The sequence below is a fragment of the Paraburkholderia caribensis genome, from assembly GCF_002902945.1.
In the GTDB taxonomy this organism is placed as follows: Bacteria; Pseudomonadota; Gammaproteobacteria; order Burkholderiales; family Burkholderiaceae; genus Paraburkholderia; species Paraburkholderia caribensis.
Genome location: NZ_CP026103.1, coordinates 352,457 through 365,987, shown reverse-complemented (window position 1 = coordinate 365,987; position 13,531 = coordinate 352,457). Strand labels below are relative to the sequence as shown.

At 62.2% G+C, this 13,531-nt stretch carries 11 protein-coding genes; 4 read left to right on the top strand and 7 right to left on the bottom strand.

Features of this window, described 5'->3' with window-relative positions; genetic code table 11:
* The first annotated feature begins 24 nt into the window (after positions 1–24).
* From C2L66_RS31100 to C2L66_RS31090, 3 genes are all read left to right on the top strand, one after another.
* Complete coding sequence (locus C2L66_RS31100) at positions 25–396, top strand: YciI family protein (RefSeq protein WP_054931675.1); 372 nt, start codon at positions 25–27, stop codon at positions 394–396.
* Complete coding sequence (locus C2L66_RS31095; protein ID WP_060610089.1) at positions 393–1,661, top strand: RNA polymerase sigma factor; 1,269 nt, start codon at positions 393–395, stop codon at positions 1,659–1,661. Before C2L66_RS31100 ends, C2L66_RS31095 begins: the two co-directional genes overlap by 4 nt.
* A 100-nt stretch (positions 1,662–1,761) precedes the next feature.
* The gene (locus tag C2L66_RS31090) at positions 1,762–3,414 is read left to right on the top strand and encodes an FAD-dependent oxidoreductase (protein ID WP_060610086.1); all 1,653 of its coding nucleotides are present in this window, start codon (positions 1,762–1,764) and stop codon (positions 3,412–3,414) included.
* 69 nt (positions 3,415–3,483) lie between these two features.
* On the opposite strand, the gene C2L66_RS31085 is transcribed toward C2L66_RS31090, so the two are convergent.
* From C2L66_RS31085 to C2L66_RS31075, 3 genes are all read right to left on the bottom strand, one after another.
* The gene (locus tag C2L66_RS31085; protein ID WP_082433863.1) at positions 3,484–3,741 is read right to left on the bottom strand and encodes a hypothetical protein; all 258 of its coding nucleotides are present in this window, start codon (positions 3,739–3,741) and stop codon (positions 3,484–3,486) included.
* Positions 3,742–3,905: 164 nt separating this feature from the next.
* Complete coding sequence (locus C2L66_RS31080; protein ID WP_060610083.1) at positions 3,906–5,018, bottom strand: transglutaminase-like domain-containing protein; 1,113 nt, start codon at positions 5,016–5,018, stop codon at positions 3,906–3,908.
* Positions 5,019–5,314: 296 nt separating this feature from the next.
* Positions 5,315–5,809: a hypothetical protein gene (locus C2L66_RS31075; protein ID WP_060610080.1), complete on the bottom strand. Its 495-nt coding sequence runs from the start codon at positions 5,807–5,809 to the stop codon at positions 5,315–5,317.
* Between the two features lie 239 nt (positions 5,810–6,048).
* Between C2L66_RS31075 and C2L66_RS31070 the strand changes: the two genes are divergently transcribed.
* Entirely contained in the window at positions 6,049–6,939 is an 891-nt protein-coding gene (locus C2L66_RS31070; RefSeq protein WP_060610077.1) for a class I SAM-dependent methyltransferase, read from the top strand.
* A gap of 33 nt (positions 6,940–6,972) precedes the next feature.
* Here C2L66_RS31070 and C2L66_RS31065 read toward each other — a convergent pair whose 3' ends face one another.
* The 4 genes from C2L66_RS31065 to C2L66_RS40920 form a co-directional block, all read right to left on the bottom strand.
* Positions 6,973–7,449, bottom strand: coding sequence for an NUDIX hydrolase (locus C2L66_RS31065; protein ID WP_060610074.1), 477 nt, complete (start codon positions 7,447–7,449; stop codon positions 6,973–6,975).
* Between the two features lie 285 nt (positions 7,450–7,734).
* On the bottom strand, positions 7,735–11,106 hold the full coding sequence (locus C2L66_RS31060) for an ImcF-related family protein (protein WP_322789555.1): 3,372 nt from the start codon (positions 11,104–11,106) through the stop codon (positions 7,735–7,737).
* A gap of 203 nt (positions 11,107–11,309) precedes the next feature.
* The gene (locus tag C2L66_RS31055; protein ID WP_060610069.1) at positions 11,310–12,476 is read right to left on the bottom strand and encodes a hypothetical protein; all 1,167 of its coding nucleotides are present in this window, start codon (positions 12,474–12,476) and stop codon (positions 11,310–11,312) included.
* A gap of 629 nt (positions 12,477–13,105) precedes the next feature.
* A complete protein-coding gene (locus tag C2L66_RS40920) occupies positions 13,106–13,528 on the bottom strand; it encodes a hypothetical protein (protein ID WP_148654658.1) in 423 nt (140 codons plus the stop codon).
* Positions 13,529–13,531: the final 3 nt, after the last annotated feature.

Here is a 13,531-nt window from a genome sequence, read left to right as displayed (position 1 = left end):
CTCAACCTCATGACGGAGACTCACATGCAATACCTGTTGATGATCTACTCAGAAGAAGGCCGCTGGCACCAGATGACGGATAGCGAGCGGCAGCAAGGCGTCGCCGCGTATCACGCGTACACCGAAGCGTTGAAGAAGGCGGAGGTACTGGCGGGCGCAAACCGGCTACAGCAAACGAACACGGCCACCACGGTGCGGCTCGTCGACGGCAAGCCGCAGGTGCTTGACGGACCCTTTTCCGATTCGAAGGAGCAGCTTGCCGGTTACTACCTGATCGACGTGCCGAACCTGGACGCGGCGATCGCGTGGGCGTCGCGTTGTCCCGGCGCGGCGCACGGCATCATGGAAGTGCGCCCGGTCTGGACGGCCCCTTACGATGCGCCATCCGCTGCATGACTCTGCGCGGCGCCGACCGTCACGCTGACCGCGACGCGCGCTCGATGGCCGAGGCGGTCGCGCGCCGCGGTTACGGCAAGCTCGTCGCGCTGCTGGCGATGCGCACGCGCGACGTCGCCGCAGCCGAAGACGCGCTGGCCGACGCGTTCGCGGCCGCGCTCGCCGATTGGCCGGAGCGCGGCTGCCCCGCCAATCCCGAAGCGTGGTTGATGACGGTCGCGCGCCGCCGTGCGATCGACGGGGCGCGCCATCGCCGCGTCGGCGACGAAGTGGTGAACCAGCTCGCGATCCTCGCCGACGAGATCGACGAACGTGAAACAGGCATGTTGCCCGACCGGCGGCTTGCGCTGCTATTCGCGTGCACGCACCCCGCGCTCGAAGCCGCGATTCGCACGCCGCTGATGCTGCAGGTGGTGCTCGGGCTCGAAGCGAAGACGATTGCGTCGGCGTTCCTGATGTCACCCGCGGCGATGAGCAAGCGCCTCGGGCGGGCGAAGAACAAGATCCGCGAAGCGGGCATTCCGTTCAGCGTGCCCGAGCGCGAGGAGTTGCCCGACCGGCTCGCGGCGGTGCTGGAAGCGGTGTATGCCGTCTTTGCGGAAGGTTGGACCGACCCGGTCGGCGGCGATACCGAGCGACGCGATCTCACAGGTGAAGCGCTGTTTCTTGCACAACTGCTCGTCGAACTGCTGCCCGAGGAGCCGGAGACGCTGGGGCTGCTCGCGCTGATGCTGTACGCGCAGGCGCGTTGCGACGCACGACGCGATGCCGCCGGCGACTACGTTCCGCTGTCGGCTCAGGACCCGGCGACATGGAACGCGCCGATGATCGACGCAGCCGACGCATTGCTGCATCGCGCGAGCGCGTTCAACGCAATCGGGCGTTTCCAGCTCGAAGCCGCGCTGCAATCGGCACATGTGCACCGCTGCCGCACGCACCGCCCGAACTGGGACGAGATCGTCCAGCTTTATGATGCGCTGCACACAATCGCAGCGTCGCCGGTGGTCGCGGTGAATCGCGCGCTCGCGCTGGCGGAACGGGACGGCGCGCCGGCAGCGCTCGACGCGCTCGAGCCGTATGCAGACGATCCGCGGCTGGCCGACTATCAGCCGTACTGGGCTGCGCGCGCCGATCTGCTGGCGCGGGTCGGCGCGACGGCCGAAGCATGCTGCGCGTACGATCTCGCGATCGGCCTGGCGCGCGATCCGGCTGTGCGCCGGTTCCTGCAGCGCAAGCGTTTAGCGCTGTCGTCGGCGAGCGGTTAGCCAGGCGTCTTGCGCCTGCCTTGTGAGGTCATATACTGGCTGAGTCTGTCTGCTGTCCGTGGATCGAGCTTCACCTCATCTGCCCTGTTTGGACGTAGCCATGCTCACAATCGACGACATCCGGGCAATTCCCCTGTTCTCGACACTCCCCGACAACGAGCTGGAAAATCTCGCGCACACGTCCGCCGACCTGCATCTGTGCGCGGGTGAATTCGCGGTCCATGAAGGTGGCGAGCGCGCGTTGTACGCCGTGCTGACCGGCAAGATGGAAGTCATCAAGACGTTCGACGGCATCGAGCGCACACTGGGCTGGCGACTGCCCGGAACCATCTTCGGCGAAGTGCCGCTCGCGCTGAGTTCCCCGTTTCCGGGCGCCTATCGGGCTGCGGAGCCGTCGCGTGTGATGCGCGTGGACGCGCAGCGCTACTACACACTCGCTGCCGCGTCGCCGGAAGTTGCGTTGAAGATGGGCGCCCTCGCCCGCGAGCGCATCGGCGGACTGCAGGGCCTCTCCGCCGAGCCGCCCAAGCCCCGCGTGACCCTTGTCGGCAATCGCTGGGACACGGCTTGTACCGCGTTGCGCCAGTTCCTGGCCCGCAACCAGATCAGCTGCGACTGGATGACGCCCGACGCGCCTGAACTGCCAGCGCGCTGGCCTGGCGCGCGCCCGCCAGAGGAGGATTGCCCGGCGTTGCGACTGGTCGACGGGACGGTGCTTTGCCGGCCGGCGACACGCCAGATCGCCGGATTACTGGGTCTGCAGACGCAGCCCCGCCTTGCCGCATACGACACGTTGATCATCGGTGGTGGCCCGGCAGGTCTTGCTGCCGCAGTGTACGGTGCGTCGGAAGGCTTGCGCACCGTCGTGGTGGAGCGCGAAGCGCCAGGCGGGCAAGCCGGGACCTCGTCGCGTATCGAGAATTACCTTGGCTTTCCAAACGGTGTGTCGGGCGACGAACTCGCAAGCCGTGCCTTGCAGCAGGCAAAGCGGCTGGGTGCCGAGATTCTGGTGACACGATCAATCGCTCGAATCGATGTCGACGGGCGTAACGTTCACCTCGACGGAGGCGACGTCATCCATGCGCGAACGATCATTCTCGCGACGGGCGTCACGTGGCGCCGCCTCGCGATCGATGGCTTCGACCGGTTTATCGGCAAAGGAATTTACTACGGCGCGTCACGCAGCGAAGCGAGCGCCACGCATGGACTCGACGTCTATCTGATCGGCGGTGGAAACTCGGCCGGCCAGGCTGCTTTGTACTTTGCCAATCATGCACGCATGGTGACGCTCGTCTTGCGAGGCGATTCACTTGAGAAGAGCATGTCGCGTTATCTGATCGAGCAGCTTCGCAGCAAGTCGAACGTGGCGGTGCAACTGCGTTCAGAAGTTGTCGGCGCGCAAGGCGATAGCCATCTGACCGCGGTCGACATACGCGAAGGGCCAGGCGCGGAAGTGAGCCGGCACGATTGCGGCGGCTTGTTCGTGTTCATCGGCGCCGATGCCGAAACCGGCTGGTTGCCGACGGAAATCGCGCGCGATGCGCGCGGATATGTTCTCACCGGCGACGACGTCGTCAAGGCGGGATACTGGTCTTGTAGCCGCGATCCCTACCTCCTCGAATCGAGTGTTCCTGGCGTGTTTGCCTGTGGGGATGTGAGGTTGAGCCCTGTCAAACGCGTCGCTTCAGCCGTCGGCGAGGGCAGCATGGCAATCGCGTTCGCTCACAAATATCTGCAGCACGACGCCAGCTAGCGTTGGGTGCGGCAGTCAGGTATCTCGACTGTGACGCGGACGGGCGCGCCACAGTCATCATCGACAGGGTTAAAGCGAAGGGCGCACGACTGATAGTGAGTAACGGCCCATGGCCAATCCGGTTATCTGGTGCGGTAGCGTCGCACTACGTTTGGCATCACTGATTGAAGCCTGATCCCGATTGCTGGAATCCGAATACCGGTATGTCTTTTCTTGAGCGAGTTGTGCCCTGACGTCGTCATTCATCGCTGGCGGCGTCGACTGCGCGAACGAAGAGACAGCCGGGATCAAAATAGATGCAGCGACGATGAGCTGAACGAGTTTCATAAGTTTTCTCCGGGGAGTGTTTCGCGCGCCGCCTTTGCGGCCTCAGCGGATGCAGTGTAGATCGGCGACCGCTCCGATGTGAGCACAAACAGGGCAATTCATTGTTGTCGGTTTATGCCTGATCATGGCCTCACGGCGAAAGGCGCGCGCCATGCCCGCCTCGGTCAGCGTGCCGCCACGCGTATCAGTCCTGCCGCCGCACGCGGTTTCGCGGGCGCATCCGCCTCGTCAACGGCGACGCGCCACTTCGGAAACGTCGCAGAGCCGTCGACTTTCCACGACTCGCCCATCTCGTCGACATACATCGCGTTCGCGCGCCGCCCGGCTACCGCCGCGCGCCGCGGCGCGCCCGGCGCGGCGCGTTCGAACGACCGGCTGCCCTGTTCGTTGAACACGGTCGCAAGCGGCCGCCGCGCCTGGCCCGACTGGCTGAGCGGCGCGGCAAGCGGTCCTGCGGGTGCGCGCAGCACTGCGTTGGCGGGCTCGCGGCCAGCGAGGATCGCGCCGAGCAGCGCGGACGGTCCGCTCGAAGCCGATGCTTCGTTGGCCGTGTCGCTGGCGCGCTTCGCGCTCGGGGCGCCCGGCGAATCGAGTGCGAGCGGTTCGCTGGCGCCGTCGATCTGCACGACCAGGATGACATGCCAATCGTCCGGCGTGTTGTTGTAGCGCGGCGCGAGCGACACGAGACGCAGCCGCGCGACGTCGAAACCCGCGTCGCGCAGCAGCAGGTACTTGGCGACGGCGAAATCCTTGCACACGCCGCTTTCGGCAAAGAACCGCGCCGGCGCGTAGTAGCTGCCGTCGGTTCCGTCGCGGTAGCGAACCTCGTTGACGAGCGCGTCGGCGAGCAGCACGGCAGACGCATCGCCCGCCTTGACGCGCTCTGCCCGCACCTGCGCAACAAGGCGGCCCCAGCCGGCGGGCTCGCGCGTCAGGTGGCTGCGCAGCGCTTCGCGCAGGCGCTGCACGCGGCCGATTGCATCCGATGATGGTTCGAGGTTCCTGTCGGCAAGCGGCAGAAGGAACATCAGGTCGCCGACTTGCGCGAGTTCCGGGCGGATCTTGCGATTGGCTTCCCACCATGTCCCGGCGCGCAGGCGCTCGATACCGGCCTTCAGTGCGCGAGGCGTGGCCGAGTCGCCAGGGCTCGCGTCGTTCGGACCGGATGCGAGGCGTTGCGCGACCGGCAGACTCGCGGCACTCGCAACGGCAGGCAAAAGCACCGCGGCCACGAACAGGCACTGGAGAAGGCAGAGGCGCAGTCGATTGAGCTGCATGGGTAGACTCCCGGTGTTTCGAAGCCTCCCGATGCCGTTTTACGCCATTCGGCGCAACGCAACGCTGGCTCGAAACCAACATTGCATGCGACGTGCCAATTCGTCGTGCCGCTCTACGCCATTGATTCAAAACGAGATTGTGTTTGCCGGCAACCGGCTGCGAAACACCGCGCGCCGCCCTTCGCCCAACAGATGAGCGATACCTGTTGGCGTTGCCCGCACACTTCGCCCTGAGAAGCGGGAGGCCTTCCCGAAACCTCGCGAACAGCCTCCACTCGGGCACAAGACCGCTTTTGTTACTGTGCGGGTGGTTGCCCCGAAGAAAGGATCGTCCTCAGCCTGGTGCCGCCGATGGATTCGCAACTGGAAGGCTTCGGATCAGTCCATTGCACGGCAACGCCTCGGACGACGGGCCGGACCATACGCCAGGGCCAGAAGCCGAAGCGCTGCGATCCGTTGTACTCGACGATTGCGTCTGCTCCGCGTAGTTGGGCGTACTCCGCCATCTTCGGGAGAATGTCCTGAACGCTGCCGTACGAGCCCTTGCCGATCTTGATGTTCTTGATGACCTTGTATTTCTGATCGGCGGGCGGCAGGTGGGCGAAGAAACAGAATTCACCGAGGTCGCTATGAAGATCGCTCGTCGAGACTTCGTGGCTTTTGGAGACGTCCACTTCAGCGTCGGGCGTGGCATCTGATGCAGGTTCCGCGGAATGTGCGGTATTCGCCGCTACACCGATAGCGAACATTGATGCAATCAACGGAACTACGAATTGCCGTGCAGGGTTCATGAGTGGTCTCACCGATTCGCGCCGGGTTAGCGTTTTTTTGTTGTGGAGACGGGATAGTAAGCGACTGTCAGCCTGCCGACCACGATGACGTGTTGCGCGTTCGCATCGGTTGCGCGAGGCGGCTTGCTCGTGATTGAGCAGGCAGGCGCACATCGCCGCGCCGGCGGCGGAAATGCCCAAGAAGCAGATGGCTCAGGAAACGCGTATCGTATCCCGCATCTCAAACCTGAATCGACTCCATGTCCGCTACTCGCCATGACCGTGCGCGCGCAATCACGATTGCCACGATTGCCGCCACCTTTTTTATGTTCACACTGACAGGCTGCGCGTCCTCGTCGCTGAACTCGCAAACTTCGTTGCGTAGTCCGCAATCACAAGGTGCCAGCGCCGCGTCGCTCGATGCCGCCATTAGCGGGTCGCAGCGTAGCAGCCAGGCGCGTGCGCGCGACGTCTATCGTCATCCGCGAGAAACGCTGCAGTTTTTCGATCTCGGTCCGGCGCAGACAGTGTTGGAGATCGCCCCGGGCGGAGGATGGTATTCGGACATACTGGCGCCCTACTTGCGCAACGCGGGGCAGCTTTACGAGGCGCAATATGTCAGTCCGTCCGCCGATCTCGCCGCTGAAGACAGCGCGACGGATACGGCTTATCGGCGCAAGCTCGCGAACGCGCCATCGGTGTACGGAAACGTTGTGGTCGGCACATTGCACGCAGGCCAGTTCAACGGCTTCGACGCGAATGAGCGATTCGACCGTGTGCTCACCTTTCGAAACATTCATAACTGGATCAAGGACGGGCAATTCGATGCGAACCTGCGCGCCTTCTACGGCGCGCTGAAACATGGCGGCGAACTCGGCGTCGAGGAGCACCGCGCACGGCCAGGAACGACTGAGCAACAAATGATCGATTCCGGTTACGTGACGGAAGCGTTCGTCATCGAGCACGCACAAGCGGCCGGCTTCGTTCTGGTTGCGCGCAGCGAGATCAACGCGAATCCGAAAGACACAAAGGATTATCCGCATGGCGTGTGGTCTTTGCCGCCCACTTATCAAGGCGGTGACGTCGACAGGTCGCGCTTTGCTGCAATCGGGGAATCGGATCGCATGACGCTCAAGTTCGCCAAGCCTTAGCGATCGTATGTGTGAGGCCGGCAGAAGAAAGGGCTAGGCGAGGTCGCGACACACGATGTGCGCGAACTGAAGCGGGTCCTGCGCGAGCGCGTGACGCAGGAACGCGGGCCGCACGTCGATGCTTGCCAGTGCGTGCCGGTTGAACCACGCGAATTCGAGCTTGCGGCCCTGTTCGCTGCCTGAGTGGCGCGCGTCGAGATCGAGGATGCGAGCGTCGCGCGGGACTTCCGTCGCGAAGTACAGGCCGACTTCGTGATGTGGGCGACCACCACCCGCGAAGAAGTTTTCGACGATCCACAGCAAGTGCCCGACTTGCACCTCGATATCCAGTTCCTCGCGCATCTCGCGCGCGACGGCCGTGGCCGCGTCCTCGCCCGCCTCGACGCGGCCGCCCGGCAGCGACCAGTATTCGTCGCCTTCCAGCATGTGCAGCAGGACGTGGTCGCCTGTCGTGATGACGGCGACCGCGCGGAGGTTGAAGCGATGGCCGTCGGTGTCGAAGGAGATCATGGACTTGTGTGCATGCGCGGGCGTTGAGGATGCGTCATTTCGCCGGAAAGGGCGGCGATGTGCAAGCTCGGGGCGTATGCGTTTCCGAGATCTGGTGGGTTCGACCGAGGCGGCGGCGAAGGCACATCAGCGACTTGGGGGCAGGAAATTTTCCCACGCTCGGCGACTTCTCCCTATGGGATGAAGTCGCCAAAGCGCGAGTTCATTACTGTGAACGCGTTTGACAGAGAGTGTATAGAGACGATTGAAAAACTTGTCTGGCGTTATGTGAAGCGCTTCGTTGGCTCAGCTCTGCGGCAGCGGTATGGCCGCGCGTTTGCCCGCTTCAAGCGCGGCCTTCGGCAAAGGCGGCGGACTGTTGTCCCTTGCCATGTTCGCCGTGCCCGGTGAGCGGCTCACGAAGATGCGCGAAGGCAGCACGAAACCCTTGAGCGCAAGCAGTTCGAGCGGACCTTTACCCACGTCGGTGCGCATCATGTAGCCCAGTGCATGCGTGTCGCTGCCAGGCGCAGGCTTGCCGGGCTCCTGTGCGATGAGCGTATCGATGTCGTAGGCGGGGTCGCTGGCGGACTTCGCGGCGGCCGGCCTGATTTCACGCACGAACGGCGAAGCCTGCCAGGTGAGCATGTACGTTGCGCTATCGACGGGTTCCACGCGCGCGTGTTCGAGCATGCGCACGAATGCCCAGCGCCCGTCGAACTCCAGACTGCGGTTCGTGCCTGCCTTCTCCGTCTGCCATTCGAGGCGCGTGCCCGTTCTCTGCGGATCGTTCGATGGCCAGTTCATCGGTTGCCAGGTTTCCTGCTGGTTGAAGTAGTGCAGCTTCTGGCCATCGACGGTGAGCAGCGTATCCGTGATGCCCGGCGACGGCACGGGTTTGAATTCGACCCGATACTGCGGCTCGCCCTGCGCGAGCAGGTGCCCTGCAATCCGTTGCAGCGTGTTGATAGCGGTAAGGAATGACGGATCGAAGACGAGCGAGGACGTTGCCGTGGTGACGGGCATCCATTGGTCGCCCTGCAACTCCAGCACGCCCGCAAGCTGGCTCGCGAGAAACGCGGCGATCAGGCCGCCTTGCGGTCGCAGGAAGCGCGCGAGTTCGGGCAGCGAGGCGTCGTTGGCGGTGCTGGTGAAGGGATAGCGTCCCGCGAACGAGCGGTTCCACGCCGAGACGATGCTCTGCTGCCAGGCTTCGTTCAGGCTCGCCTGGGCAGGCTGGAGCACGGTCTGCAAGGCCTGCGCGACGGGGCGCACGAACAGGGCATCGCCCATGCCCGCCCATTGCGCGCCGACGCTCGCGGCGATCAGGCGCGCGTAGGACTGCGTGTCGGCGAGTTCCGAGCCTTTGCCCTGGAAAAGCGTTTGCGCGACCTGCCGCGCCTGTGCGTCGGCGTCCGGGCTGTCGCCGATCTGCTGCAGCCGCAGCCGTAACGTCGTGACGCGCTCCAGATAGCGTTGCAGGCTCAGATCGCTGTAGCCGGCTGCCGTCTTGTTGTTCGATGAGGGGGCATCGCCGCCCGTGCCCTGTGCGACGAGGCGCAGCACGGGACCGAACGACGGCCCGAGTGGCCCTGCGGGATCGGGGCGTGCTGCCTGCGGTTCATCGGCCTTGTTGCCGCCGAAGATGTTCTGCGCCTTCGTGACGAGCGTGTCGGATAGTGAGGCCTTCTGGGCGCCCGCGCTGCCCTGATACTCGAGCGACTTCATCAACGCGATCAGTGGCGACTGGCGCGCGTCGGCCATGGCCTTCAACTGACCGATGGCGGCGGGCATCGACGGTGCGCGCTCCCACTGGATCGTGTTCATGAAGGCTTGCCAGTGTTCGGCGTAGTCGGCGAAGTAATGGCTGATGAGGGCGGCTTTCAGCGCCTCGGGAGACGATGCGGTTTGCGCTTGCTGTGTGCTGTTTGTCGTGTTGGCGCCGGCGAGCACCCAGTCGCTGGCGGTGCCGTTGTGTTTTGCGGCGTCGTCGATGGCCTGGGCGATCGTGCCCTCCCACGCCTCGCGCGTGAATACGCCGGGAACGAAGGCCGAGGTGCGGAACAGGCCACGTGTGTCGGTGCCGGCTGTCAGAGAGGCGAGCGTCTGGTCCGGATACTTCCTGCCGACGGACGCGACGATGTCCTGATAGATCGTGTCTTCGGAATTCTTTACGCCGATCACGACGAGCAATGTCTGACGCGAGCCGTTGATGAGGTCGTCGCGGGCGTCGATGCGCCATTCCGGGTGCTGTTTCAGGTGCTCCGCGTAGAAGCCGAGCAGACGCTGCGAGAGGTCGAGCTTCTCGCCTGGCGGCAGGTCGGCGGCGATGTTCCAGTAGTGTGGCAGCAATGGCGTCATGAACGATGGATCGGCGTGTGCAGGCTCCGACATCATCAGGTAGGTCTTCAAGGTCTTGTGACCGTCCTGCGCAAGCTGGCTCGTCTGGCTATCGAGCTGGGCGGTCTGCATCTGGTTCAGATCGACCAGTTGCGCTTCGAGGTTCTGCTGTACGGGTGTGATAAGCGTGTCGCGGGCGGTGCGCGAGTAGGGCGTCCAGATGGCCGCGAGTGTTGGTGCGTCGTGGTTCAGGCCGAAGCGGGTTGGGAGCGGAGCGTGGTGCTGTATGCGGTCTTCGTACAGTGCGATGCGTTGCTGGAGTGCGAGCAGGTTGCGCAGACGCGTGGCGGAGTCTCGCGCAGTGTGCAGGTTGTGCACGGCTTCGCTGGTGAGGACGAGGTCGCGGGCGTTGGTGGCGGCGGAGAGGAGCAGGCCTGTGGTCCATAGTGCGATGGCTGCGAGTGTTGCAGTCGAGAAGACGCTGACGGGATGCAGGCCGATGCGGTGGCCGCCTGTGCGGAGGGCGTCGGTGGCGAGGTGAGACCAGAGGTCAGTATCAAGTTCCATGGTCCCTTTCTGTGGACGGGAAGCGAAAAACACCCCTCGTACCCACACCGCGCGGCGCAAACGCGAATTGACGCCTGCGATCCAGTTCGACAGCGGCGCGATGCGGCCGTCGAGATACTGGGACATGAGGCCCGTGTAGCGGTCGCTGTCGTCGCGACCGATCTGCGCGATACCGAGGTTGGCCATGCGAATGTTCAACCCACCAAGTGCAGAGCCGATAGAGTGTGCATCAGCCGCGTTTGGCAACTCGCACCCGATAACTGGCGTCGTGATAGGCGCTCTGGCTGGGAGTTCAGCCTGATCCAGCACGTACACGGGCGCGGACCACTGCAGCGTATTCATGGTGCGCACAAGATTCATAGCCCACCCCGTTGTGCTGCGCGCGGTATCAGGCAGCGGCGTGGCTCCATCGAGCGCAAGCACCATTGCATCGATCGGGCGGGCACGACGCAACCGACGAATCTGGCGCAGCCACAATTCATCGGGCAGGCCATCCGTTCCCACTCCGCCCCATAGCAGCACGACATCGTCCGTGATGAGCCAGCCTCTTTCGGCCACTTCGGGCAGCAACCGGCGAACGGTGGGGGCGTCGCCGGTGACAAGTAGCCAGGTATGGGTGTATGCCCAACGGAACCGCCGGGTCTGCTGCAGTTGTAAGCGCAGATCCTTCGCCCATCCCGCGGCGCGTCTGGCATTCTGCTCTGCCTCCATTGCGACCTTGTCCTCCGGCACGGGTGGCTCGATACCCCGCTCCCTGGAAGCTTGCTGCACAGTGAGCTGGATCTGTCGGCGTCGTGGTAGGACATACGCGAGTGCGCCCGCGATCAGCACAGTCGTCCCGACGATAATTTGTCGGTGTCGCGTAAACCAGGCAGCCAGATCCTTCGTGTCAACAGTGACCAGGACCACGCCGGCAAGGATGACGATGATCGCTCCGGCGACCAAACACCGGCCTACGATGTGTTTCTTCAGTGTCAAGTTTGTATTTCCTCTCGTGGCGAGTGAGGCTGTGTTGGCGCGATCATGCACAGGTTCAAAGGCTCGTTCTCCGACTCACGCCAGGCGACAAGATGTGGCCCAGCTCCCTGTGCAGCCTCCAGTGCGGTGGCAAGCGCGATCCAGCTGCTCGCGGGCCCTGGTTTGCCCAGGACGCTGTCAAGCTGCCGCTCGATCACGGGTATCTTGGGATCGGGCGCCAGCGCAGATGTGATAGCGACCGACTCGTCGTCGCACCTGGTGAACCAGACGTGCGTCGCGGTCTCCGGCTGTAGTTGCATGTCGACAAGCTGAGCCAGATCTCCTTCGAGCGTATCGATTGCGACGATCATCGGCCTGAAGATGTAACTTGCCTGCGTGGCTGCCGCATCAATCAGAAGAGCGGCGGCGCTCTCACTGAAGCTGTGCTCCTTCTGACCGTTCGGCCAGATCTGTATGGCGAGGACGAGGTGCGGCGCGGCATCATCGAGATCGACTTGCTGCGCAAGCCACTGTGCACAGCCCACTGCCCGCTCGACCACGACGGTGAAGTTGCAATTTGGCGCGATCGTGCCAAAAGTAGTTTTGGCAGCCTCTTCCCACGCGGTTGCAAATGCGAGTGAAGCATCGTCAAGCAGAAGCTTGATGGACATCGCCTGTCTGTCCGCGAGCGTTGCCTGTAGCCCGCTGGCGATGTGGTCCAACAGTTCCTGGCGTCGTAGCGCCTCGGTCTTGCCTTGCATCCATAAGAAGGCTTTCGCGCGCCCTGTGTTCACGGGGAGATCGGCATCGGCATCGCTCAGTTGCGTCGTAGGAGTCGGGATCGGAAGGACCGCCAGTGCTGTGGTGACTTGAACTCGACGACGGCACCACCGTCGCCATAGCAACGTGATCCGCTCTTGCTCACGCTCGGCCTCTTCGGCAATCGTCTGCTCGCGCTCCCAACGATCGAGCCGGATGCCGTACGCAAGCACACAAGTGACTAGCGGGAGGCCGACCAATAGCGCCCAGAATTGGAGGCCCTGCGTTGGCCTGCCATGCGGCCATAGCAGCAGTACGCCGCCGGCCATTCCAATGGCTATTGCCGTGAGCGTCGACAACCACAGACGCAAGGAGATCGGCTTAGGTCGCTCGATTTTTTTGAATGTTGGGATCGGCCAGGGCATAAAGCGATAGCTTAAAAACCTGCATGTTTAGTGCTGTTGCGACGGAAATTTCTGATCAACAAATCGTTGCGATCTGAGTGATTGAACTGAAAATCCGATTCGGAATGCAAAATTTTATAATCGTTGCACAATTTAGCATCTTGTCAAGCAACAACGATTCAGCAACCATTGCTGAAGTCACAAAGAACTCATCGTTATATCGGCTCAAGCTATTCTTTCCGGGACGAATTTTCGCCGACTTCATCCAACATCATTTCGATTTCAAGCGCCCTGTTAAAGATTGCGTGGCCAGCTGTCAAGAAAGCGATTCTTGTATAGTCAACATTTGATCGGAGATAATGATTAAATAAAAATCCAGTCGCATTGCCCATTTTTTCAGAATACGAAAATTCTATTCTTTCTGGTCTACCGTATCGATAAGAAAACGAGTTCGCCTATCTAGACATAATGCGATGGTTTTTATTTTTTCAGTAGACAGTCTTTTCCAGCATTCTGATCAGCACGCTCGCATTCACAGTCGCTACAATGGGGATGAATTTCTTCTCACTGCTGAATAGCCAGGTTGTCGAGTGCGCGAGCACCATCTCGAATCACGTCGTTCCACACGATGCTTCCGAATTCATCGTTGATCAACGACGATCCAAAACTGCATCACTAGGAGCATAAAATTCGCCATTATCTGGATTTTTCTTAATATGCCAGAACAGATGATCATTCTGAATCTTAATTTGTGCTTTTCCGTTTTCGGCGCCGAAAAACGAGGAAAAATGGACCGTCGCCGACTGCCCAGCGCGATCAATGGTCCCTTTGATATTTAGGTTCTCCTCATCGTCACAGTCCGTTCTATTGCCGTTTTGTGCCACTGCACAATACTGACCTTGAACTATTCTCCCATGCTGTTTAAGCTCAATCGAAAACGTCTTTGTACTTGGAGCAGCATTCCACTCCCAAACGCCATCGAATGAACTCGCATGCGCATATCCGCTTCCAAGAACTCCGCTTCCAAGAACTGCAACGCAAACACATCCGAGATATAAAGCGCCAATTCTCAAGAT

Bases quoted from the DNA above. Each gene is read 5' to 3' on its own strand.
- C2L66_RS31100 (WP_054931675.1), top strand. From the start codon at position 25: ATGCAATACCTGTTGATGATCTACTCAGAAGAAGGCCGCTGGCACCAG.
- C2L66_RS31095 (WP_060610089.1), top strand. From the start codon at position 393: ATGACTCTGCGCGGCGCCGACCGTCACGCTGACCGCGACGCGCGCTCG.
- C2L66_RS31090 (WP_060610086.1), top strand. From the start codon at position 1,762: ATGCTCACAATCGACGACATCCGGGCAATTCCCCTGTTCTCGACACTC.
- C2L66_RS31085 (WP_082433863.1), bottom strand. From the start codon at position 3,741: ATGAAACTCGTTCAGCTCATCGTCGCTGCATCTATTTTGATCCCGGCT.
- C2L66_RS31080 (WP_060610083.1), bottom strand. From the start codon at position 5,018: ATGCAGCTCAATCGACTGCGCCTCTGCCTTCTCCAGTGCCTGTTCGTG.
- C2L66_RS31075 (WP_060610080.1), bottom strand. From the start codon at position 5,809: ATGAACCCTGCACGGCAATTCGTAGTTCCGTTGATTGCATCAATGTTC.
- C2L66_RS31070 (WP_060610077.1), top strand. From the start codon at position 6,049: ATGTCCGCTACTCGCCATGACCGTGCGCGCGCAATCACGATTGCCACG.
- C2L66_RS31065 (WP_060610074.1), bottom strand. From the start codon at position 7,449: ATGATCTCCTTCGACACCGACGGCCATCGCTTCAACCTCCGCGCGGTC.
- C2L66_RS31055 (WP_060610069.1), bottom strand. From the start codon at position 12,476: ATGCCCTGGCCGATCCCAACATTCAAAAAAATCGAGCGACCTAAGCCG.